At 69.6% G+C, this 23,486-nt stretch carries 12 protein-coding genes and 1 pseudogene; 5 read left to right on the top strand and 8 right to left on the bottom strand.

The features are described 5' to 3' along the window. Positions 1-18 precede the first annotated feature (18 nt). The 3 genes from WME73_RS35900 to WME73_RS35890 form a co-directional block, all read right to left on the bottom strand. Positions 19-246: a tyrosine-type recombinase/integrase gene (locus WME73_RS35900; RefSeq protein ID WP_437912462.1), complete on the bottom strand. Its 228-nt coding sequence runs from the start codon at positions 244-246 to the stop codon at positions 19-21. A gap of 250 nt (positions 247-496) precedes the next feature. Next, positions 497-931, bottom strand: coding sequence for a phage integrase N-terminal SAM-like domain-containing protein (locus tag WME73_RS35895; RefSeq protein WP_437912461.1), 435 nt, complete (start codon positions 929-931; stop codon positions 497-499). A gap of 6 nt (positions 932-937) precedes the next feature. Next, positions 938-1,087 (bottom strand): hypothetical protein, encoded by a 150-nt coding sequence (locus tag WME73_RS35890; protein ID WP_437912460.1) that lies wholly within the window; start codon positions 1,085-1,087, stop codon positions 938-940. A gap of 479 nt (positions 1,088-1,566) precedes the next feature. Between WME73_RS35890 and WME73_RS35885 the strand changes: the two are divergent. Both WME73_RS35885 and WME73_RS35880 read left to right on the top strand, forming a co-directional pair. After that, a pseudogene (locus WME73_RS35885) lies at positions 1,567-2,265 on the top strand (tyrosine-type recombinase/integrase); the annotation flags it as partial. A 170-nt stretch (positions 2,266-2,435) separates the two neighbouring features. Next, positions 2,436-3,704, top strand: a complete 1,269-nt coding sequence (locus tag WME73_RS35880; protein ID WP_437912459.1) for an IS91 family transposase — start codon at positions 2,436-2,438, stop codon at positions 3,702-3,704. 509 nt (positions 3,705-4,213) lie between these two features. Here WME73_RS35880 and WME73_RS35875 read toward each other — a convergent pair. Both WME73_RS35875 and WME73_RS35870 read right to left on the bottom strand, forming a co-directional pair. After that, the gene (locus tag WME73_RS35875) at positions 4,214-4,633 is read right to left on the bottom strand and encodes a hypothetical protein (protein ID WP_437912458.1); all 420 of its coding nucleotides are present in this window, start codon (positions 4,631-4,633) and stop codon (positions 4,214-4,216) included. A gap of 426 nt (positions 4,634-5,059) precedes the next feature. Then, on the bottom strand, positions 5,060-5,554 hold the full coding sequence (locus tag WME73_RS35870) for a hypothetical protein (RefSeq protein ID WP_437912457.1): 495 nt from the start codon (positions 5,552-5,554) through the stop codon (positions 5,060-5,062). A gap of 438 nt (positions 5,555-5,992) precedes the next feature. Here WME73_RS35870 and WME73_RS35865 point away from each other — a divergent pair, with 438 nt between their 5' ends. Beyond that, complete coding sequence (locus tag WME73_RS35865; protein ID WP_437917471.1) at positions 5,993-6,997, top strand: DUF4041 domain-containing protein; 1,005 nt, start codon at positions 5,993-5,995, stop codon at positions 6,995-6,997. 300 nt (positions 6,998-7,297) lie between these two features. Here WME73_RS35865 and WME73_RS35860 read toward each other — a convergent pair whose 3' ends face one another. Next, positions 7,298-8,281 (bottom strand): cellulose binding domain-containing protein, encoded by a 984-nt coding sequence (locus tag WME73_RS35860; RefSeq protein WP_437917469.1) that lies wholly within the window; start codon positions 8,279-8,281, stop codon positions 7,298-7,300. Positions 8,282-8,883: 602 nt separating this feature from the next. Continuing rightward, positions 8,884-9,612 (bottom strand): enoyl-CoA hydratase/isomerase family protein, encoded by a 729-nt coding sequence (locus tag WME73_RS35855; protein WP_437740854.1) that lies wholly within the window; start codon positions 9,610-9,612, stop codon positions 8,884-8,886. Between the two features lie 641 nt (positions 9,613-10,253). Here WME73_RS35855 and WME73_RS35850 point away from each other — a divergent pair. After that, positions 10,254-11,981: a leucine-rich repeat domain-containing protein gene (locus WME73_RS35850; RefSeq protein WP_437912456.1), complete on the top strand. Its 1,728-nt coding sequence runs from the start codon at positions 10,254-10,256 to the stop codon at positions 11,979-11,981. Positions 11,982-12,077: 96 nt separating this feature from the next. Here the strand turns inward: WME73_RS35850 and WME73_RS35845 are convergent, their stop codons facing one another. After that, positions 12,078-16,943 (bottom strand): AAA family ATPase, encoded by a 4,866-nt coding sequence (locus tag WME73_RS35845; protein WP_437912455.1) that lies wholly within the window; start codon positions 16,941-16,943, stop codon positions 12,078-12,080. Positions 16,944-17,369: 426 nt separating this feature from the next. On the opposite strand from WME73_RS35845, the gene WME73_RS35840 reads away from it, so the two are divergent. Beyond that, entirely contained in the window at positions 17,370-23,396 is a 6,027-nt protein-coding gene (locus WME73_RS35840) for an AAA family ATPase (RefSeq protein WP_437912454.1), read from the top strand. The last annotated feature ends 90 nt before the right edge of the window (positions 23,397-23,486 follow it).

Genomic DNA, 23,486 nt, shown 5'->3' with positions numbered 1-23,486 from the left:
GGACATATACCGGTCCGCTCACGACCTCGGACCGAAGGGGCCGTCGAAGGGGCTGCGGACGGCCAGGCCGCCGCGGTTCAGCACGTGGGTGTAGATCATCGTGGTGCTCACGTCGCGCTGGCCAAGGAGCTCCTGGATGATGCGGATGTCGTAGCCGGCTTCCAGCAGGTGCGTGGCGAAGGAGTGACGCAGGGTGTGGCAGCTCGCGCGCCTCGATAGATCGGCGGCAAGGGCGGCCTCTCGCACCGCGCTGGACCACCGTCTCGTGCAGATGATGCCGCCGGAGCTGACCTGTCTCCCTGTCGCGATAGGGCCGCGTCGCGGGGAAGAGCCCTTGCCAGGGCCATTCCCGGCCGGCGTTCGGAACCTTGCGGTCCAGGGCGTCGGGGAGGGTCACCAAGCCGGCGCCGGCCGCGCCATCGGCGGCGTGCTGGGCGCGCACGGCGGTGAGGTGACCGCGGAGCGGAGGGACCAGGCGGAGCGGCAGCATCGTGATTCAATCCCTCCTGCCCTTGCCGTCGCGAACGAGGATCTCGTGGCGCTCGAGGTCGAGGTCCTTCACGCGGAGCTCGGCGTATTCAAGCAGACGGAGGCCGGCGCCGTACAGGAGGGAGGCCAAAAGGAGCGGGACGCCGGTCATGCGATCCAGGAGAGCGCTCACCTCGGCCTGCGTGCGCACCGCGGGGAGGCGCGCGGGGCGCTTCGCTCGGGTGAAATCGACGTGCCGAGCGAGGGGGGGCGCGAGGACGTGGGTGTAGAGGAAGAGGATGGCGGCGAGGGCTTGGTTCTGGGTCGAGGCGCTGACGTGCTGGTCGGTCGCCAGATGCGTGAGGAACGCCTCGACGTGGGCCGGACCGAGGTCGCGTGGGTGGCGGCGGTCATGGCTTCGGCAGCGAGTCGACGCGAGCGGCGGGCTCGACGTTCGGCCCAAGCTTGGTCACCCCGCCGGCGCCACCGGCAGTCCGAGCAGCCGACCGATCTCCTCGTGAACGACTCGGGCCGCCGCCGCGTCCCCGAGGGCGACGGCGCGGCTCAGGGTGCTGGCGAGCGAGGCGACCACCGCGGCCCGACGCGACGGTCCGGTCACAGCGAGCTCCCCAGGCCCGAGGCTTGACGCTTGGACCAAGCCGCTTCGCGGCAGCTCCTGTCCCTGCTGAGGTCGACCGCGACGACGACCGCGATCGCGAGACGACACCGCCCTCGCGCCCCGCGTAGCCTCCACGAGACCTTGGGAGCCATGGACCTGGTGGCGGCGCTCGGGGCCGCGAGCTAGCGCGATGCGGACGAGGTGCAGGAGCTCGGCGTGAGGCTCAAGAAGCTGCTGCGGGCCCTGCTCCGTTAAGCATTGCGGATACCGAGCCGAGGTTTCCTGCCGCGGCTCGGATCCTTGTCTTCGCTGCGGTTGTCACGGCGGTCATTGCTGCCGCAGCGCGACTTTTGCCGGTATTCACTGCGAAAAAAAGCGCCCGGCGCCGCGCAGGACTCGCCGCCCGCCGCCTCATTCCCTGCCCACCCTGCCGTTCGCGACGCCCCTGCCCGGGCGCCGCGTTCACCAGGAGGGCAGCGATGGGACAGCTCCGCGATCGAATGGCCGAAGACCTGAAGCTGCGGCGATACAAGCCGTCGACATGCGACAATTACCTCCGCTGCGCACGGGCCTTCGTAGCCTACCACCGCAAGCCGCCGCAGCAGATGGGTCTCGACGAGGTGCGCGCGTTTTTGCTCTACCTCGCCGAGCAGCGAAAGATCGCGGAGGCGACGCAGCACCAGTACGTGGCGGCGATCAAGTTCCTCTACGCCACCACGCTCGGGCGTCCGGAGGTCGCCGTCGCGATCCCCTGGCCGAAGGTACCCCAGAAGCTGCCGCCGGTCCTCAGCGGCACCGAGGTCGAGGCGCTGCTCAACGCGATCGGCTCGGTCAAGCAGCGCACGATCGTCCTGACGGCGTACGGCGCCGGTCTGCGGATCGATGAGGTCTGCTCGCTGCGGGTCGAGGACGTCGACAGCAAGCGCAACCTCATCCACGTCCGCAATGGCAAGCTCGGGCGTGATCGGTACGTGATGCTCAGCGCCCCCGTGCTGACCGCGCTGCGCATCTACTGGCGGGCGGAGAGACCCGCTGGACCGGAGCTGTTCCCGGGTCGCAAGCAGGGCTCGGTCATCTCGCACGAGGCGGTGCGCAACGCGCTGCGCGAGGCGGCGAGGCGCTGCAAGCTGCACAAGCGCGTCACCCCGCACGTGCTGCGGCACAGCTTCGCCACCCACCTGCTCGAGCTCGGCACCGACATCCGCGTCATCCAGGCCCTGCTCGGCCATCGCTCATCCGCACCACCGTCCGCTACGTCCGCGTCAGCCAGGCTCACGTCGGTCGCACCCGCAGCCCGGTCGAGGTGCTCGGCACCCAGGAGGCCAAGAAGAAGCTCGGCTGAGGTCGCGTGCACCCGCATCGCCTGGCGCCGCGGCCCGCGGCGACGGGTAGGCCTCGTCTCGAGGTCGCGGATATCGTCCGCGCCCACGGCGAGGCCTACCTGCGCGCCCACGCCGTCTCCACCGCCCAGCGCAAGGTCCTGCGCGACATCGCCGCGTGCAGGACCGCGGTGCTGGGCGGCCATGTCGACGTGTGCACGGGCTGCGGCCACGAGCAGCCCTCGTACAACTCCTGCCGCAACCGCCACTGTCCCAAGTGCCAGAGCCTCAGCCAGGCCAGGTGGATCGCCGAGCGGCAGCAGCGCATCCTGCCGACGCACTACTTCCACGTCGTCTTCACGCTCCCGGCCGAGCTGCGCCCGCTGGCGCTCGTCAACCCGCAGACGGTCTTCGATCTGCTCTTCCAGTGCGGCTCGCAGACCCTGCTCACCCTCGGCCGCGATCCCAGGCGGCTCGGCGCCGACATCGGTGTCACCGCCGTGCTGCACACCTGGAGCCGCAATCTCAGCTTCCATCCGCACCTGCACTGCATCGTCACGGGCGGTGGGCTCTCGCTCGACGGCTCGCGCTGGATCGAGGGGCGGAGCGGCTACCTCTTCCCTGTGCAGGTCCTCGGCAAGCTCTTCCGCGGCAAGTTGCTCGCCGCGCTTCGGCAGGCCTATGACGCCGGAGAGCTCGACCTGACCGGCGGGGCCGCCGCGCTGGCCAACCCCGCTGCCTTCGCTGCGCTGCTCAAGACGCTCTACCGCAAGCCCTGGGTGGTGTACGCCAAGCCGCCCTTCGCTGGGCCCGAGCAGGTCTTTGCTTACCTCGGTCGCTATACCCACCGTGTCGGGCTGTCCAATCACCGGCTGCGGTGGATGGATGAGCGCGGCGTGTGCTTCCGGACCCGCGGAGACAAGACCGTGACGCTCTCCGCAGAGGAGTTTCTGCGTCGCTTCCTGATGCACGTGCTGCCTCATCGCTTCGTGAAGATCCGACACTTCGGCTTGATGGCTGCGTGTCACGCCACCACCACGCTCGAGGTGGCACGCACGAGGATCATGGCGGCGCGAGACGCAGGGCAGCGCGCTGTCGGGGGAGATGAGCACCGGGAAGGCAGCTCTCACGAGCCCTCTCCGCGCCACGTCGTCAAGGTCGACTGGTGTACGCTGCTCGCCGCGCTCACGGGGGTCGACCTGTCCATCTGTCCTCGCTGCGGTCAGGCTGCGATGGCTCGCCGCCCGCTGCCGTCGTGCGTCATCGCCTCCTCCGCTGCTCCTCCGGACACGTCATGAGCATCGCTGGCCTGGGCAGAAGCGACAGCACCACCTCCGTTGCGCGGCGGTCAGGCATCGATCCGCCTTCTGCGCCGTCCACGTCGGCGGCCTGCGTGCTGCTGGGCCTCCGTCGGCGCCGTGCTCTGCCTCGGCGCGTCTGCGCCCAACGTCGTGGCGGCGGGATGCACCACGCGTGCGAGCCCCGCCGCGCCCGCCTTCTGCGGCCTTCTCGGGCAGGATCTCCATAGGCCTCGCGACCGCCTCGCCCGGCCGCGAACCGGCCCGGTCCAACCCGACGTTTACGGGACTGCGCCGGGACCTCGCCGCCGCTGCTGCTCGGGCGCAGTCCCGCAAACGCCTATTCATTGGGCCCAGGTTGGGCCCACGCCTTCCGAGGGGCTGCGATCCGTCGTCACGCCCTCCCCAAATCCCCAGGGAAGCGACGGATCGCAACGGTTCGCCTCCGTGGAATCGTCCCGCCAGAAAAGCCGGTCGATAACGAGCTGTCGCCGGAAACAGCAGTGATTTCACGGTTTCCGCCTGTTTCGCCGCCGAGGGCGGCTCCGGTGTGGCCCAACGGGGCGCCCTCCGCCGCCGCGTCGTCCGCGGTGATGGGCCCGCGACATCACCGGTCCCACCGTGCGGCCACGCTGCACCCTAGCTGTCGGCCTCGATGGCGTGGGGATGTCGTCGAGGAGCTCCTCGGGATAATCGATTCTCTGGAGGAAGGCCAGCGCCGCCTCCGCGCAGAGACGCGAGGCCTGGGAGCGCCTGGGGTCGTTCTTAGGGACGTTTACGAGATCGTGCAGCCACGCCGCTGAAACGACGACATCTAGCCTGACCGCCTCGTCCGCCGCGAGGGCCTCGGCCGTCGCGACCATCCGTGTGATGTGCGCGAGATCGTGGATGGCGTCATCGCCGAGGTCGGTCGCCTCGAGCTTCTCCACGAAGAGCGGCTCCCAGCTTTTCATGCCCGCCTCTTCTCCGTGGAAACGAGCAAGTGCAACGATTCTGCCGTTCAGGCCGCAGGCGCTCGGAGACGAGCGAAGGCGACGTTCACGCTGGCGCCGACGTAGGGCGTCGTGCGTGCTGGCGCGACATGGGATGGCCCTGATGTCGTGAGGCGTGTTGAGGGATGCTCCCGCGATCGACAAAGATGAGCCGCCCTCAGATCCGTGCCGGGACGCGCGACACGATGGTCGCGTACTCTGGAAGCGCGGCGTGCTGCCGTCCGCAGAAGGAGCATCGTGGAGCTCGTTCTCATCGTCCTTGTCGTGGTCGCGCTCGCGATCGCGGCGTTCTTCGCGTTTAAGGAGCACAAGACCAGCGTCTCACTCCGGCAAGCGGAGGGCTCGCTCCGGCAAATGGAGAGCTCACGCCAGCAGGTAAGCGGCGAGCTCAAGCGGGCGCTCGATGCGAACGGAGGTCTTTGCCAGCACGTCGCGAGCCTGCAGGAGCAACTTCAGCGCCTCAGCCGCTATCAGACGATCGTCGACGCCGAAGCCGCCGCAGCCGGAATACGAGCGCAGACCGAGACGTGGGCAGCACAGCTCAGGGCGCACGCGGAGGCCGCTGCGGCGGAGCTCGTCAGCGGCGCCCGACGGGAGGCCGAGCGCCTTCTCGCCAACGCGCGCAACACGGGCGCCCAAGCGCTCGCCGCTGCCGACGCGTTGAAGGCGCAAACCGAGACGTGGGCAGCGCAGCTCAGGGCGCACGCGGAGGCGGCTGCGGCGGAGCTCGCCAGCGGCGCTCGACGGGAGGCCGATCGCCTCCTCGCCGACGCGCGCAGCACGGACGCCCAAGCGCTCGCCGCCGCCGACGCGTTGAAGGCGCAAACCGAGACGTGGGCAGCGCAGCTCAGGGCGCACGCGGAGGCGGCTGCGGCGGAGCTCGCCAGCGGCGCTCGACGGGAGGCCGATCGCCTCCTCGCCGACGCGCGCGCGACACACGCGCAGGAGCACGCCGCGGCCGACGCCTTCAAGGCGCAGGTCGCGGCAGAGGCGCAGGCCGCCCAGGCGGCGGCGCGCGCCTCGGTTCAAGCGACGCTGGGCCAGGCTTCTGTCGACGCGGCCCGTATCGTAGACAACGCGAACCGGCGCGCCGAGGAGATCGCCGGCGCTGCGCTCACCGCGCAACGGGAAGCGAAGCGCCTCGAGCAGACCGCGCAGGCGATGAAAAACGTGATCGAGGGCTACGGCGATCGCTACGTCATGCCGACGGCGGGTCTCCTGGACGAGCTCGCCGAGGAGTTCGGTTTCGCCGAGGCAGGTCAGCGCCTCAAGGCGGCGCGCGGCAAGTGCCGCGACATGATCAGCGACGGCGCGGCGGCAACGTGCGAGTACGCGGAGGCGAACCGCCGCACGACGGCCATCGCCTTCGTGCTCGACGCGTTCAACGGCAAAGTGGACACGATTCTCGCCGATGTTCGGCACGACAACTTTGGGACCTTGCAGCAGAAGATCCGGGATGCCTTCATGCTGGTGAACCAGAACGGGCGCGCCTTCCGCGAGGCGCGGATCCTACCCGAGTACCTCGACGCCCGGCTCGAGGAGCTCCGATGGGCCGTGATCGCGCAGGAGCTGAAGCTGAAGGAGCGCGAGGAACAGCGGCAGATTAAGGAGCGAATCCGGGAGGAGGAGCGAGCCCAGCGCGAGTTCGAGAAGGCGAAGAAGGAGGCCGAGAAGGAGGAGGAGACGATCAGAAAGGCGATGGAAAAGGCACGTCGCGATGTGGAGAAGGCGAACGACGAAGAACGCGCCAAGTACGAGCAAAAGCTCCTCGAACTCTCCGAGCGTCTCCGCGCGGCGGAGGAGAAAAACCAGCGCGCCGTCTCGATGGCGCAGCAGACGAAGGCCGGGCACGTCTACATCATCTCGAACGTCGGTTCGTTCGGAGAGCACGTCTACAAGATCGGCATGACGCGGCGGCTCGAACCCCTGGACCGAGTCCGTGAGCTGGGCGATGCGAGCGTGCCGTTCGAGTTCGACGTGCACGCGATGATCTCTAGCCAGGATGCTCCAGCCCTCGAACGGGCGCTCCATCAGCGTTTTGTCCGCAACCAGGTGAACAAGGTGAACCCCCGCAAGGAGTTCTTCCGTGTGCCGCTCCACGACATCCGCCAGGAGATCGGGCGGATGTCGCTGGAGGTAACGTGGACGCTAGCGGCAGACGCGCGGGAGTTCCGAGAGACGCAGGCGATTGAGCGTGCGATGGCGAATAGGACCTTCGACGAAGCCGCCTGGCTGGAGGCGCAAGCGAAAGCCGAAGCCTCGCCGGCGTTCGAGCGCGATCTCGCGGAGGCCACCGCCTGACACCGACGCGTTTCAAGGCCAGCGGTGGAGCGGCGCAAGGCTGCCTCCGCGCTACCCTCCGTAGGACGTGCACTACCTCTCTGCCGGCTCGTCGGCACGCAACCACTGCGCGCGGGCGATCTCAGCGGAGCCCGCGGGCGCTGGGGAGCGGCAAGGCTCCGGCAGCGAGTCCACGAGCGGCGGGCTCCTGGTGGGTGGAGCTGGCAGTCGCGGTGGTCATCACACGACACGAGTGAACTCCGTGGCGTGAGGAGATTGAACCTCTCCACGAGGTGATTCTGCCGCGGACGCCGACGACGCTCAGCGGTCGGGCGCGCCTGCGCAGATCCAGTCGATGATCGTCTTCATGTCGGCCTCGGGCAGCGGCGCGCCCGGGGGCATCTGGATCTCGGCATCGCCGCACAGGCCGGTGCCGTTCAGCTTGTTGATGAGATAGCTGCTGCTGGGCATGAATGGCCCCACGAGCACCTGGTCGCCGGAGCAGCGGCCGGCGTCCTGACTGACGAGCTCGCCGACCGCCGCGCTCGCACGGAGGTCGAGCCCGCCGGCCGGCGTGCTGGCGTTGCCATGGCAGTACTCGTTCGAGCAGCTCCGCTCCAGGATGGGTTGCACATCGGCGAAGGTCGCCGTCGCCGTGCCGCAGGCGGGATCGAACGGCGGCGCGCCGCCTGCGCCTGCGGTGGAGCCGTCGCCGCCCGCGCCTGCGGTGGTGGTGGAGCCGTCGCCGCCCGCGCCTGCGGTGGTGGTGGCGCCACCCTCGCCGCCCGCGCCTGCGGTCGTGGAGCCGTCGCCGCCCGCGCCTGCGGTGGTGGTGGCGCCGCCCTCGCCGCCCGCGCCTGCGGACGTGGCGCCGCCTTCGCCGCCCGCGCCGCCAGAACCAACGGTGCCCGTGGCGCCGCCGTCTCCCTCGCCACCTTCACCGCCGCCGCCGCCGGTCGCCGCGGCGCCGCCCTCGCCGCTGCTCGCCGAGGAGCTCGCGGATGCGCTCGAGCCATCGCCGCCGTCGACCGATACGAGCGCGGGCTTCTCGGCGCCGTCCGCGCAGAACCCCCACGACGCCGTGGCGCCCGGGCTCAGCGTGCCGTTGTAGCTCTCATTGACGGCGCGCAGCTGCCCATCGGACGGCGTGACGCTGGCGGTCCACGCATGGCGCAACGACGAGCCGTTGAGCGCCACGACCACGCCCCAGGCGGTGGTGGTCCGGTCGGTGCTCTTGTTCCTCACCGTCACAAGCGCGCAGTATCCAGATTGCCACTGTGCCGGAACCGTGAGCTCCGCCTCCATCGTGCCATCCAGGCTGCTCAACCCCGAGACGAGGGAATCGCTGCGCTCGTCGTGCAGCGGCCCAGGGCTGCAGGCGAGCAAGAAGCATGCAAACGAAGCGAAGCAATGTCCAAGAAAGCGAGTTGTACGCATCAAATTTCTCCAAGCAAGATCAAGTGAGTCGCAGGGTTCCGTCCAATATGAATAAGTGAATCAGGGCGTGCCCGCGAGCTCCGTTGATCGATTAGGTGAACTCGTCATTCCCGGCAAGCATCACTTTGATCGCGGCTGTGTCCGCCGATCGGCGCCCGCCGCATGCGACGATGACAATGTGGTCATCGGGGCGCTCGTCGCGTACAGGCGGTCTCATCGATTCATCGCTCCGGCAGGCTGTGCAATGAAGGTGGCCACCTCGACGCATGGATAGGCGATCGAACGAACATCGCCTCTCCAGGAGGGGAGCCCGATCGTCCGACGGATCGTCGGTCAGTCGTCGTGTGCGGCGTGGCGGCGCGACTGGATGAGAGCGCCGGACCATCCGTGATGGCGAGGAGGCGGGGATCTCGGCGACTGGCGCGCTCAGGGGCGCGAGCGACAGCCCTTGCGCGCCGAGGGCTGCGCGTTCATGCCGGCAGAAAGGCCTGCTTCGAGGAGAGGAGCGCGTCCATCAGGGCCTCCCGCTCGGCCGTCGGCTGCGCCGCGACCCGCTCCCACGCCTCCCTGCGGAGGCTCGCCTTGGCGAGGCGGAACGCCGCGGCGGGGCGGCCGCACGCCGTGGCGAGGAAGCGGCGCGCGTCCTCGAGGGGCTCGGCGGAGAGCGCGTCGCCGACGCCCATGTCGAAGAGGCTCGCGGGGGAATGGAGCTCCGCGCCGAAGACGAGCCTCCGGAGCGCGCGGGCGGGAGAGGCGGTCCGGGCGATCTCGAAGGCGACGCGCGGGAAGGCGATGCCCACGGCGAGCTCGGGGAGACCGACCTTGTAGTCGCCGGCGCCCAGGGCGAGGAAGTCAGCGCACATCGCGAGCAGGAGCCCGCCCGCGATCGCATGGCCGTGAACGGCGGCGGCGAGCGGCTTCGGAAAACGGAAAGCGGCGCCGAAGGCGGCGTCGAAGTCGTCGAGGAAGCTTCCAAGCCCCTCTCGATCGAGCGACGCGACCTCGCGGAGATCGAGACCCGCAGACAGGCAGTTGCCGGCGCCGCGGACGAGCACGCCACGCGCGGCGTCGTCCTCCGCGAGCCGCTGGAAGACGTCGGCCAGCTGGCGGAGCACCGCCTGGTTCATGGCATTGACCTTCGGTCGGCTCAGCGTGACCTCGGCGATGCCGTCTCTTGTGAGCACCTCGACGAATTGCATGGCGAGACGATCGCGCAGAGACGAGCGCGGCGCAAGCTCGCGCGCCCTGGCGCCCGGGCCGCGGCCGTGGTGATCAGGCTCCGTGTGCGAGATCGCAAGCGATCCCTCCTGCAAACGCGGCGCTCTATCGACAGATGATCCATGCAACGAAGGGTTGCTTTCACTCCACAGCCACCCTGAGCGGACCTGTCAGCGGTCCCAGACGAGCGAGACGGGCACGGCGCGCTCCGCATCTCCTGCAAAATTTCCGTGCTGTAACCGCACAGTTCCAGCACCCGGTCGTTCTTGACGCGGGATCGCGGTGAGCCCAACCTCGCGGCATGCGGAACCCGTGGTGGGTGGGCGTGTTTGCGGCGATTGCGTTCGCGTCGGCCTGTGGGGCCCGGGATGCGCTCGACATCGAGGGACCGTCGGCGGATGAAGGCGAGGTCGGATCGACGGCAGGGGCTGGCGGCGCCGGCGCCACGTCATCGAGCTCGGGCGACCCAGCGATCGGCGCGAGTGCCAGTTCAGGCGGTCAATCCTCGGGAGGTGGGCCGAGCGAGCCGGGCGTCGGGGGCGCGGGCGTCGGGGGCGCGGGTGCCGGTGGCGCGGGTGCCGGTGGCGCGGGGGGCGCCGAGCAGGGGTGCGACCCGGCCCGCGTGGAAAGCGGCACCTGGAATGTCAATCGCCAGGAGGATCTCGAGAAGCTGCGCGGCGTCACCGTGCTCAATGGCAGGCTCGACATCGGCGGCGAGGTCTCCGACCTGTCCCCGCTCGCGTGTCTGACGAGCATCTCGGGCCGCCTCGTGATCAGCGACACCAGCCGGCTGCCCAGCCTGAGCGGGCTCGACTCCCTCTCCTTCATCGGGGCGCGGCTGGAGGTGGCGCGGAACGCGTCGCTGCTGCGTCTCGGCGGGCTTCCGAGCCTGCAACGGGTCAAGGGGATCATCGAGATCCGTGAAAACCCGATCCTCGAAAGCGTCGCCGGCGTCGGGTTGACGTCACATGAGGTGCACGTGATCGACAACGATGCCCTCGATTCCTTGTCAGGCTTCGAGAGGCTCGAGGAGGGGGTGCTGTTGATCCAGGGCAATGACCGGCTCGTGTCGCTGGACGGGCTGCAGGGCCTCCGCCGGGGGACGCTCCGCCTTGTCGACAACGATGCGCTCCTGTTCTTGCCAGGCGTCGAGAATTTCGAGGAGGGGGAGCTCTGGATCGTGGGCAACGACGGGCTTTCGTCGCTGCGCGGGCTGGCGAGCCTGCGCCGCGGGCAGATCAGCGTGCTCGAGAACGATGCGCTGATCAGCCTCGACGGCCTCGAGGCCGTCGAGGAGCTCGATGTGCTCGACATCTCCGGGAACGACGGGCTCCGCGAGCTGAACGGTGTCTCGCGGCTCTCGACCGTCCAGAACCTCGTGTTGGCGGAGAACCCGCAGCTGACCTCGCTGTACGGCCTCGACCAGCTCCGTCACGCGGGATCCATCTCCATCGCGCGGAACGAGCGTCTCCGGCACCTGGTCGGGCTCGGGGGGCTCGAGACCGTCGACGGTCTCATCATCACCGGCAATTCATCGATGGGCACGCTCACGGGCATGCTCTCGCTCCGTGGTGTCCTGTATGCCGTTATCGAATCGAATCCCGAGCTGGTGATCGCCGACGCTCTCGCGCACCTCGGCTCGGACTCGAGCGAAGTGCAGTCGATTTATTTCACCTCCAACCCCAAGCTCACCAGGATCGATCTCGGCGGCCTGACGCGCCTGCGAGAGCTGTTCATCTCCGATTGTGGCTCCCTGGCGGACCTGTCCGACCTCGCCGGCGTGACCGAGCTGTCGGTGCTCTCCCTGGGCCATAACGCCGGGCTCGTGAGCCTTGCAGGCGTGGAGCAGATCTCGGATCTCTCGCTGCTGTCGATCGCGTACAATCCCCGGCTCGCGGATCTGCGGCACCTGAGCGGCCTCCGCAACGTCCGAAACGGGATCGAGATCGTCGGTAACCCCGCGCTGACCAGCCTCGACGGGCTCGGTTCGTTCAGCGAGGGCGTCGGCGTGACCGATGTCGTGACGCTCGAAGGCAACGAATCGCTCGTGGACATCGACGCGCTGCGTGGCCTGGTCCGCGTGAGCCAGCTCGTCATCCAGGACAACGACGCGCTGCTCGGGCTGACCGGACTCGAGGGCCTGGCTGATCTCGATAGCCTCATCGTCGAGGGGAACCGCTCGCTCGCGACGCTCCGCGGCCTGGGCGCCCGAACGGTCAATGGTTGGATCGAGATCATGGGCAACGAGAGCTTGCCGAGCTGCGAGGTCGACGCGTTCGTGGAGCGCCTCGACTGGGTGCCCGAGAGCGTGCGCGAGGAGAACAACGGCACCGGGACCTGCTCGCCCTGAGCCCGCGGGAGCCCGCCGCCGCGCGCGGACGACGCGAGCGCGCGCCGGGCTCGGACGCGCGCAGCGGCGCTTCGCAGCGGCGCTGCGCTGGCGGGATCAGCGGGCCGCGAGGCTCCGCATGCAGAACTTGAGGGCCTCGCGCAGGGTGGCGTGCGTGCCGAGGGAGCGCAGATCGACGTCGAGAGAGGTCATGGTGCGCGCGACCGCGGGGCGGATGCCGGTGACGATCGGCCGGACGCCCAGGAGCTCGACGGCGCGCATGATGCGGACGAGGTGGTCGGCGACGGCCTCGTCGATGGTCTCGACGCCGGTGGTGTCGAGGAGGGCGAAGCGCACGTCGCCGCGCGAGACCGCGTTGAGAAGGCTCTGCATCAGCTCGCTGGCGCGCTCACCGTCCAGGGCGCCGATGAGCGGCACGGCCAGGACGCCATCCCAGACCTGGAGGATGGGGGCGGAGAGGGCGTGGATGACCTCGCGCTGCTGCTCGATGAGGGCGCGCTGCTCCAGCATCCGCTCCTCCTGCTCGCGCTCCCGCGCGGCATAGAGCACGCCGAGCTCGGCGTGCGCCGCGCGGAGCTCGGCCGTGCGGGCCTCCACCTTGTCCTCGAGCTGGGCGAAGAGGCGGGCGTTCTCCAGCGAGACGGCGACCTGGGCGGAGAGAAGACGGATGAGCTCGACGCGATCGTGCGTGAAGACCGCGCTGGCGAGCGCGTTCTCGAGGTAGACGATCCCGAGGACGCGCCCCTGGTGGAAGATGGGCGTCGCGAGGAGCGATCGCGGCTGGACGGCCTTGATATAAGGGTCGGATCCAAAGGCGGGATCGCTCGGGGCGTCGGCCATGACGACGCTGTCCTCGGTCCGCGCGACATACTGGACCACGCTGGCGGCCAGATCGGAGCGGGAATCCAGAGGGGTCGAGGCGATCCGCTCGACGCCGCCGGCGATGTCGCCGGCGGCCTCGATGGTGAGGCGCCCGTCGTCCTTCAGGATCAAGAAGCCGCGGCGCGCGCCGGCGCTCTCGAGCATGATGCGCATCAGCGCCTCGAGCAGCCGGGACAGGACGATCTCCCCGGCGAGGGCCTGAGAGGCCTTGAGCACGCTGCGCAGGTCGAGGTCTTCCCTGACGCCGGTCCTTGCGCCGGTAGGGGCGGGCAGCAGCACGAGATCGGGATGGTCGCGCTCGAGGCGGGCCATGGCGCTCGCGGCGCCCCAGCGCGCATACTGGGCGTGGGCCTCGGTCATGTAGGCGCGCGCGCTCGTGGTCCTGCCGAGAGCCAGGTAGCAGCGCGCGCAGAGCTCGTTGCCGAGGGCGCTGTCGTGGAGATAGCCGCCCTCGACAGCCGCGCGGATGCCCTCGTCGTAGAGATCCAGCGCCTCTCGCCTGTCGCCGCTCACGCGCGCGAGCTCGGCCGCGAGCAGGAGGTGGCGGTGCCTCATGTTGTCGGGCGCATGGCTCGCCCAGAAGGCGACCTTCTCGCCGAGGGCACGGGCCTTGTCGAGATACCGCTCCCGGGTCTCCGGATCCGCGCTGTCGGCCGCCTGGACGAGGGCGACGCCGCCGTAGAAGTGGAACGGCGGGTTGCCCTGCCAGCCGGCGATCCCGATGATGGTGGGGTTCGCCTCCATCGCCAGCGCGGCGGCCCCCGCGTAGTCGCCCTGGAACACGCGCAGGAAGAGGCGGTAGAAGATGGTGAAGAAGAGCGAGGCCTGGTTGTTGACCTGCGCCGCGCTGTCGACGAGCTCTTTGATCTGGACCCACTCGCCGGCCAGCTCCGTCGGCCCAGGATCCGGGCTCATGAGGTTCTCGCAGATCTGGCCGACGCAGGAGACCATCCAGGTGATGAAATTCCACCTGTCGAACTTCCTGATGGGCAGCAGCGACTGCGATTCGGCCTTGATCTCGGCGAGGGGGCGGCCGAGCAGGAGGGTCGCCGTGTTCGCGTTGGTCATGCAGTAGAAGGTCCAGACGTACTGTCCTGTCTCCAGGCCGGCATGGATGCCGGAGAACAGGACCTCTCGCCCCTTCTCGTAGCTCGTCTGCCAGTGCATGACGAACGCGCCCCACATGCAGGCGAGGATCGGGTCGTTCCGCTTGTCCGGATAGCGCCGGAGGATCTCGCCCGCGGCTTCGCCGAAGGCGTAGCCGAGCGGGATCCGGCCGCTGACGCACAGGATCTGGCCGAAGACGACGTAGGCGAAGACCGAGCTTTGCGAGACGCCGTATTGCACGGTGTCTCGCAGGATCTTCATCACGCAGAAGCCGAAGTTGTTGCTCGCGAGGAAGTAGCAGGACGAGATCATCTCCTCCAGCACGCTGTGCAGGACGGCGACCTCGGGGTCGGCGAGCCGCGGCAGATCGCAGAGCGACTCCATCGATCGGCCGTCGAGGAACCTGAGCGTCGCCTCGACGTCGCCGGCGACCGCCTCGTCTGACGGGAAGGGCGGGAGATCGATCCCGAAGGCGCGCAGGGCCACGAGCCCCTCCTCGAGGGCGGCGTGCAGATCGGCCTTGAGGATGTGGACCCGCACCTTGAGCCCGTGGGCCCGCGTCTTGTCGAGCCGGCTCCTCGCGTGGACCACGGCCCCTTCCAGCGTGGGGAGGGCGTCGTCCGGGCGGCCGGAGAGCCCCTGCATGAGGCCCATCTTCGTGGTGAGCGCGAAGCTGAGCTCGTACTCCGTCGCCCACGGATCGCCGGGGAGCCTGGCGATGCCCTCGGCCAGGTACTTGAGCGCGGCGTCGAACGCCGCGCTCTCCTCGGCCCGCTCGGCCGCAGCGAGGTTCATCCGCGCGAGATCGACGCGGGCCGCGGGGTCCTGGATCAGGTCGCCGGCGAGGTTCAGGTGGTTCACGACGTCGAAGAGAGAGCGCGCGTCGGACCCGAGCTGCTGCCGCAGGAGCACCCCGATGCGGTGGTGGAGCCCCGGCCGCTCCTCGACGGGGATCATCGCGTAGGCGGCCTCCTGGATCTTGTCGTGGACGAAGCGATGGCACGCGCCGTCGCCCGCGATGAGCTCTTCCCTGAGCGCCGGCTCGACGCGCCCGTAAAACTCGTCGATGGAGCACTCGCTGACGGTCGAGAGCGTGCCCAGATCGAAGCGGTTGCCGAGGGCCGCAGCGAGCCTGAGCGCGTCCTGCGCGGCGGGGGGCAGGCGGCGGATGTTGCTCCCCATGAGGTCGAGGACGTTATCCGTGTACTCGAGGGCGCGTATCGCCGCGAGATCCCACGACCAGCGGCCGGCCTCATCGAAGGACAGCGCGCCGCTGTCGTGGATCGATTTGAGGAAGCGCTTGATGAAGAACGGGTTTCCGCCCGTCTTCTTCAGCACGAGGGCCGCGAGCTGCGCGCAGTCCGAGCGCCCGAGGCTGTCGCTGATGAGCGCCTTGACGTGCGGTAGCTCGAGCGGGGTGAGCACGATGGGCTCGATCTCGACGCCGCTCTTCCGGAGCTCGTCGACGGCGCGGATGAAGGGGTGCGCGGGGCTCACCTCGTTGTCGCGGTAGGCGCCGCAGAAGAAGAAGGCCCCGAGCCCCTCGGCCTCGAGCAGCGCGTTGACGAGGCTCAGGCTCGCGGCGTCGATCCACTGAAGGTCGTCGAGGAAGAGGACGATGGGGCGCCCCTGCCCCGTGAAGGCGGAGACGAAGCGCTGGAAGGTGAGGTTGAGGCGGTTCTGCGCCTCGACGGGGCCGAGGGAGGGCACCGGCGGCTGCTCGCCGATGAGGAACCCGAGCGCGGGGAGGACCTCGCAGATGACCTGCGCGTTGCTCCCCAGCCCCTCGATCATCGCCGCTCGCCAGCGCGCGATGCGCTCCTCGCTCTCGGACAGGATCTGCCGGAGCAGCGCGTCGAACGCCTGGAGCACCGGGCCGAGGGGCCGGTCCCGATTGAACTGGTCGTACTTGCCGGTGATGTAATAGCCCTTCTCGCGCGCGAGGGGCTTCAGGATCTCCTGCACCAGGGACGACTTCCCGATGCCGGAGTAGCCCGAGACGAGGACGATCTTGCGCGTGCCGCCCAGGACTCCGAAGAACGCCTCCGTGAGGCGCTCGATGCTCTCTTCACGACCATAGAGCTTCTGGTGGATCTGCAGCAGGTACGCGGCGTCGCGCTGGCCCAGGTCGAAGCGATCGAGCTCGCCATGGTCGAGGCGCCGCCGACACTCGTGAAGGTCGGCGAGGAGGCCGCTCGCGGATTGATAACGGTTCTCCGCGTTCTTGGAGAGCAGCTTCATGACCACATCGCCGAGCGCGGCGGGCACGGCGGCGCTTCGCGCCGCGGGGTGCTCGGGGATGTGGGCGATGTGGGCGTGGATGAGCTCGAGCGGGTCGCTCGCCTGGAAGGGGACGGCCCCGGTGAGCATGCGATAGTAGAGCACGCCGAGCGAGTACAGATCGGAGCGGTGGTCGACGCTGCGGTTCATCCGGCCGGTCTGCTCGGGCGAGATGTAAGGGAGCACGTCGGAAATGACAGCATCGCTGTAGAGCGACTCGCGCTCCCGCGTGACCGCGGCGTCGACCCCGTAGTTCAGGATCCGGGCCTGACCGTCGCCAGAGACGAGGAAGCTCTTCGGCCTGACGGCGCCGTGCACGATCCCGTGCCCGTGCAGCACGCGCACCGCCTCGGCCATGGAGATGGCGAGCTCAAGGCACCTGTCGACGTCGAGGCTGCCGCACGCCGCGAGGTAGTTCTCGAGCTCGTCGCCGGCGGTGTCCTTGAGGACGAGGACGAGCTCCCCGTCATGCTCCTCCAGGCCGTAGACCTTGACGACGCGCTCGGACTCGATTCGCGCGATGTGCTTGTATTCGTGCTTGACGCGGGCGCGGTCCACGATGCGCGACCCGCCCGCGCCGAGCACCTTGAGCACCACGGGGGCGCCGTCGTTCTCACGGACGGCGCGGTATCGGGCGGAGTCGCCTTTCGGATCGAAATGGCTGACGGAGTGGTAGCTGGGTAGAGTGAGCATCACCGAATCGCAGAGGTGCCGCGCTGGCCGGCAGGTGCTTGGAGGGGAGACAGCGACCCTCCCTCACCGTGCTGGCGGGCGGCAGGGCAGTAGCGGTCTTGCCACGACGAGAGCCGAAGGTGGCTGACGGAACGAAGGCAGGAAATAGCAGAGCCTGCTTCGGCGTTTATCGGAGCCAGTCGACCCCCCCGAACTCCGAGTCATCAAAAAAATTATCACAGCGCCAGCGCGCCGGGCAAGGGCGACGGAGCGAGGGAGGTGCTCGCGAGCGCTCCTGCTCCTAAGGCTCGCCGGGCATGACGGGGCGTCGCGGGCGAGCCGGCCCAGGATTGCGCCGCCGTTTCCCGTGGCAAAGCGCGGTCCTTTTGCCACCATCGCAAATCGGCCGGCGCCTCGGGGCCGCTCCGGCGCTCGACCCTTCCACATATGTCTGATAGCCCACGTTACTGCGTACTGGAAGTGCTCCACCGAGGTGCGGATACGATCCTCTATCGCGCGAGACGCGAGGAGGACGGCCTGCCGGTGGTGCTCAAGGCCCTGCGGCGCGACCACGCGAGCCCGCGCGCCCTGGGGCGCCTGCAGCACGAGCTCGAGATCGCCAGGGCGCTCGAGTCGCCGGTCGTCGTCAAGGCTTACGGGATCGAGACGTTCCGCGACCAGGTGACCCTGGTCCTGGAGGACTTCGGTGGCCGCTCGCTCGACCGGGGCCTCGGCGGCCCCATGCCGATCGAGCGCTTCCTGCCCCTGGCCATCGGCTTCGCCGGCGCGCTCGCCGAGCTCCACCGGCGGCACGTCATTCACAAGGACATCAAGCCCCAGAACCTGCTCCACAACCCCGACACCGGCGAGGTGAAGATCACCGATCTCGGCATTGCCTCCCTCTCGCCCCGCGAGGCCGACGAGCTCGCATACGACGGGCTCATCGAGGGCACGCTCGCGTACATGGCGCCCGAGCAGACGGGCCGCATGAACCGCTGGATCGACGAGCGCACCGACCTTTACTCCCTCGGCATCACCTTCTACGAGATGCTGACCGGCACCTTGCCTTTCCATGCAAGCGACCCCGTCGAGTGGGTCCACTGCCACATCGCCCAGGCGCCGCGGCCGCCGCACGCGCTCGTCCCCTTGATTCCCCTGCAGCTGTCCGCGATCGTGCTCAAGCTGCTCGCCAAGGCCGCCGAGGCGCGCTACCAGAGCGCGCTCGGCCTGCGGTACGACCTCGACCGGTGCGTCGGCCGGCTGCGCGCGAGCGGCACCATCGAGGCCTTTCCGCTCGGCCAGCGCGACGTCCCCGCTCGGTTCCAGGTCCCGCAGCGGCTCTACGGCCGCGAGCGCGAGCTCCAGGCCTTGCTCGCCGCGTTCGGGCGCGTGGTCGCGAGCGGCCGGCCCGAGCTCGTGCTCGTGTCGGGCTACTCGGGCATCGGAAAGTCGTCGCTCGTCGCCGAGCTGCGCAGGCCCATCGTGCGCGAGCGGGGCTTCTTCCTCTCCGGCAAGTTCGATCAGCTGAAGCGCGACATCCCCCTCCACGCCTTCATCCAGGCCTTCCGGGCGCTTTCGCGGGAGATCCTGTGCGCGAGCGAGGAGCAGGCCGACCGCTGGCGGCAGCGCCTCCGCGAGGCGCTCGGCCAGAACGGCGGGTTGCTCGCCGACCTGCTCCCCGAGCTCGCGCTGCTCCTCGGCCCCCAGCCGCCCGTGCCCGAGCTCCCGCCCGCCGAGGCGCAGAGCCGGCTGCACGCGACGCTCCAGCGGTTCGTCGCGGCGTGCGCCCAGAAGGAGCACCCCGTCGCGCTGTTCCTCGACGATCTTCAGTGGGCCGACGCGGCCAGCCTCCAGCTGCTCGAGCAGCTCGCCACCCGCGCCGACGCCGCGCACCTGCTGCTGATAGGCGCCTACCGCGACAACGAGGTCGGCCCCGCGCACCCGCTCCGGCTCACGCTGGCCGAGGCGCAGAAGCACGGCGTCCCTGTCGACGACATCGCCCTCGCGCCGCTCTCTCCCCCCCACGTCGGCGCCCTCGTTGCCGAGGCGGTCCACGCCCCGGCCGCGCCGCTCTCCCGGCTCGTCTACGAGAAGACCGGAGGCAACCCGTTCTTCGTGCTCCAGTTCCTCATCACCCTGCACGAAGAGGGGCTCATCACCTTCGACGCCGACGAGGGCGCGTGGCGGTGGGACCTCGCCGCCATCCGCGACCAGGGCTTCACCGACAACATCGTCGAGCTGATGGTGGGCAAGCTGAAGCGGCTCCCCGTTCCCACGCGCGACGCCCTCAAGCTCGCCGCGTGCCTCGGCAGCAGCGCGGACCTCGACGCCCTCGCGATCGTCGCGAGCCGCCCGGCGGAAGAGCTCCGCGAGGCGCTCGAGGAGGCCGTGCGCGAGGGGCTGCTCGTCTGCCGGAGAGGGTCCTCCTACCGCTTCCTCCACGACCGGGTGCAGCAGGCCGCTTATTCGCTCATCCCGGCGGGACAGCTGCCCGAAGTGCACCTCCGGATCGGCCAGCTGCTCCTGAAGGCACGGCGCCCGGAGGAGCGCGAGGACGCGCTCTTCGACATCGTGGACCACCTCAACCGCGGCGCCGTCCTCCTGCGTTCCCAGGCGGAGCGCGACGAGCTCGCCGCCCTCAACCTCCGCGCCGGCAGGAAGGCCAAGGCCGCCGCCGCCTACCAGTCCGCCGCAGCCCTCTTCGCCGCCGGCATGGCCCTCCTCGCGAAAGATCCCCGCGAGCGCTGGGAGACCCGGTACGAGCTGACCTACGACCTGAGCCTCGAGCGTGCGCGCGCCGCGTACGTCACCGGCGGTTTCGAGGAGACCGAGCGGCTCCTCGAGGAGCTCTTGGAGCACGCGAAGACCAAGATCGAGCGCGCCGCCGTCGTGGAGCTCGCGGTCGTCTTCTACCAGACCCGCGGGCGAAGCGACCACGCCGTGGAGATCGGGCTCTCGTGGCTCCGCACCTGGGATATCGATCTTCCGCCCCATCCCACCGAGGCACAGGTCACAGAAGAGATCGAGAGCGTCTGGCAGGCCCTGCGCGACCGTGCGATCGAGGATCTGCTCCACCTGCCCCCCATGGAGCACCGGGCGAGCAAGCTCCTGATGGCCGTGCTGCACGGCGTGGCCGGCCCCGCGATCTTCGTGGACCAGGACCTCCACTGCCTCGCCATCGTTCGCATGGTGAAGCTCAGCCTGCGCCACGGCAACGCCGAGAGCTCCGCCCATGCCTATGCGGCCTTCGCGCGGATGCTCGGCCCGCGGCTCGGGCGATACCGGGAAGCGTACCTGCTCGGAAAGGTCGGCCACGACCTGGCGGACAGGAGCGGCCTCCTCACCCTGAAAGCGCTGGTGTTCACCCTCTTCGGACAGCACGTCGTCTTCTGGACACGCCACTACCGAGAGACAACTCCGTACACGCGCGCCGGTTTCAGCGCCGCGGTCGAGTCCGGCGACCTGAACATGGCGTGTTTCAACTGTATCTGGGCCCCGCTGTTCCAGCTGCTCTCCGGCGGGCCGCTGGAGGACGTGCTCCACGAAGTCGAGGAGCGCCTCGGCTTCGTGCGCAGGACGCGCTACGCGTTCGCGCACGGACCCCTCCTCAGCGGCCACGCCATGATCCAGACGCTGCGAGGGAGGCCGGTCGGCTACGCGACGCTGGACGGCTCTGATCTGGCCCCGTCGGCCTTCGAGGCGCGGCTCGACGAGGGCGAACTGCGGGGCGCTCGCGGCCTCCATTACAGCATGAAGGCCCAGGCGCTCTTCGTGCTCGGCCCTCCCGGAGAGGCGCTCGCCGCGGCGACGCGCGTGATCGTCGACCACCCCCTCAGGACCGAGCCCTCCGCGCTCATCGCCGAGAACTGCTATTATTACGCGCTGGCGCTCGCGGCCGTCTCGTGCGACGCGCGCGCGCCGCACGAGCAACACGGGGCGCGGCCATCCCCGGCAGAGGAGCTCCCCGCGGGTCTACTCGACTGCGAGCGGCAGCTCGGCGAGTGGGCCTCGAGCTGCCCCGACAACTTCTTCCACAAGCACGCCCTGATCCGCGCCGAGATAGCCCGGCTCCGCGGGCAGGAATCGGAGGCGGTGCGGCTTTACGAGCAGGCCATCGGGTCGGCGCGGGAGGGCGGCTTCGTCCAGCACGAGGCCATCGCCTGCGAGCTCGCCGCTGGGTTCTACCGCGCGCGCGGCCTGCCCACGCCCGCCGTCGCCTACCTGCGAGACGCCCGCGCCGCCTACTTTCGCTGGGGCGCCCACGCCAAGGTCGAGCAACTCGACCAGCGCTATCCCCACCTCGTGGAGCGCAGGCCGATCGCGCCCACCGTCACCTTCGCCGTCCGGGCCGAGCAGTTCGACGTCCTGTCCGTCGTCAAGGCCTCTCAGAGCATCTCCGGCGAGCTCAAGCTCCCGCGCCTGCTCGAGATGCTCCTGCGCACGGTGATCGAGCACGCAGGCGCCGACGAAGGCCATGTGCTCCTGATCCGGGAGGATCGCATGTCGACCGCGGCGGCGATCGCCGCGTCCGGGGGCGCGGCGCGCCTGTTCGACGCGGGCGAGGCGCCGGGGGCGCTGCCGCAATCCATCCTCAACTACGTCCTTCGCAGCCACGAGCGCGTGCTGCTCGACGACGCAACGGCCAAGCACACGTTCTCCGAGGACGAGTATTTCACGGAGAAGAGGCCGAGGTCGGTGCTGTGCCTCCCGATCATGCGGCAGGCCCGGCTGCTCGGCGTGCTCTACCTGGAGAACGGGCTCGTGGCCGGCGCGTTCACCCCAGGGCGGCTCAGCGTGCTCGAGCTGCTCACCTCGCAGTCGGCCATCTCGCTCGAGAACGCCATGCTCTATGCCAAGGTCGAGCAGGAGAACGCCGAGCGGCGGCGGGCGGAGCAGGCGCTGAAGGCCAACCAGGCGACGCTGCAGGCCATCGTCGACAACTCCGCCGCGGCCATCTACCTCAAGGATCGCGAGGGCCGGTATCTGCTTGCCAACCGCCAGGCGGGCAACCTTCTCGGCCTGCCGAGCGATGAGCTCCTTGGAAAGACCGACGCCGAGCTCTTTCGCAATGCGTGCGTCGAGGTGCTCCAGACCAACGACCGGCGGGTGCTCGACGCGGGCGAGCCGCTGGAGTTCGAGGAGGAGACGCTGGTAGAAGACGATCAGCGCACCTTCCTGTCGGTCAAGTTCCCTCTCGGCGAGGAGGTCATGCCCGGCGTCCTTTGCGGCATTTCCACCGACATCACCGAGCGCAAGCGGGCCGAGATCGCCGAGCGCTTCCTCGCCGAGGCGAGCCGCAAGCTGATGGCCCTCGGCTACGGCGCGACCCTCGAGAGCGTGGCGCACCTCGCGGTCCCCGAGCTGGCCGACCGGTGCGTCATCGACGTGGACCTCGCCCAGGGCACCCCTGGATCCACGGTCACCGCGGTCACCGCGGGCGTGCCGGCCGAGCTCGCCGGCGCGGTGATCGAGGCGCTGCGGCCCCTGGCAGCGACCGCGCCGGACCGGATCGAGGTGGGCGACGTCCGCGTGGCGCCGCTCCTCGAGCGGCTCGGCGTTCACTCCTTCCTCCGCGTCCCGCTCCTCGCGCGCGACCGGCGCTTCGGGGTCATGACCCTGCTGGCGACCGCGCCCGGGCGCCGCTATCGGCCCGCCGACCTGTGGCTCGCCGAGGAGCTCGGCAGCCGCGCCGCGCTCGCCCTCGACAACGCGCGCCTGTTCGCCGAGGCCCAGCAGGCGATCGAGCGCCGGGACGAGTTCCTCCTCGTCGCCTCGCACGAGCTCAAGACCCCGCTCACCTCGCTGACGATGCAGGCCCACCTCCTCGCCCGGCTATTGCCTCGCTACCGGCGCGCGGAGATCGCCCCGGAGCGCATCGACGCCGCGATCCAGGTCCTCAACCGACAGATCGCGCGGCTCGCCCACCTGGTCAACGAGCTGCTCGACGTCACGCGCCTGAACGCAGGCCGGTTGACCCTCTCGCGAGCGCCGGTCGACCTGGCGGCGGTGGCGCGCGAGGTCGTCGAGCGGATGCACCAGCAGCTCGACGACGCCCGCTGCCGCGCCGAGCTCGATCTGGACGAGCCCGTGGTCGGGCGCTGGGATCCTTCTCGCATGGAGCAGGTCCTCATCAACCTTCTGTCCAACGCGATCAAGTACGGCGCCGGGGGCCCCATTCACGTCGCCGTGCGCCGCGAGGGTGATCGCGCGTTGCTCGTCGTCCGCGATCACGGCATGGGCATCGCCGAGGCCGATCAGGCCCGCATCTTCGAGCGCTTCGAGCGCGCCGTCTCTGTCCGCAACTTCGGCGGCCTCGGCCTCGGCCTCTACATCGTTCGATGGATCATCACGGCCCATGGCGGCGCCATCCGCGTCGAGAGCGCGCCGAGCGCAGGCGCCGCGTTCATCGTCGAGCTCCCTTTGCTCCCGGCAGAGGCCGAATCGGACACGGCGAGAGGATCCACCTCGCCGTGACGGCGTGGGCGGCGATAGGCAGCGGGTCCTTCGCGCTCCTCTTCCGGGTGATTGGCGTCTTCCAGCGATCCCGTTTTTCCGCCCTGCCAG

This window comes from Sorangium sp. So ce302, from assembly GCF_051530145.1.
In the GTDB taxonomy this organism is placed as follows: Bacteria; Myxococcota_A; Polyangia; order Polyangiales; family Polyangiaceae; genus Sorangium; species Sorangium cellulosum_B.
Note: the sequence above shows the minus strand (reverse complement) of the source record. Positions and strands in the feature narration are given on the sequence as shown.

Coding starts and splice junctions, on each gene's coding strand:
- WME73_RS35865 (WP_437917471.1), top strand. CDS start 5,993: ATGATCAGCGACGGCGCGGCGGCAACGTGCGAGTACGCGGAGGCGAAC.
- WME73_RS35860 (WP_437917469.1), bottom strand. CDS start 8,281: ATGGAGGCGGAGCTCACGGTTCCGGCACAGTGGCAATCTGGATACTGC.
- WME73_RS35840 (WP_437912454.1), top strand. CDS start 17,370: ATGTCTGATAGCCCACGTTACTGCGTACTGGAAGTGCTCCACCGAGGT.
- WME73_RS35845 (WP_437912455.1), bottom strand. CDS start 16,943: ATGCTCACTCTACCCAGCTACCACTCCGTCAGCCATTTCGATCCGAAA.
- WME73_RS35855 (WP_437740854.1), bottom strand. CDS start 9,612: ATGCAATTCGTCGAGGTGCTCACAAGAGACGGCATCGCCGAGGTCACG.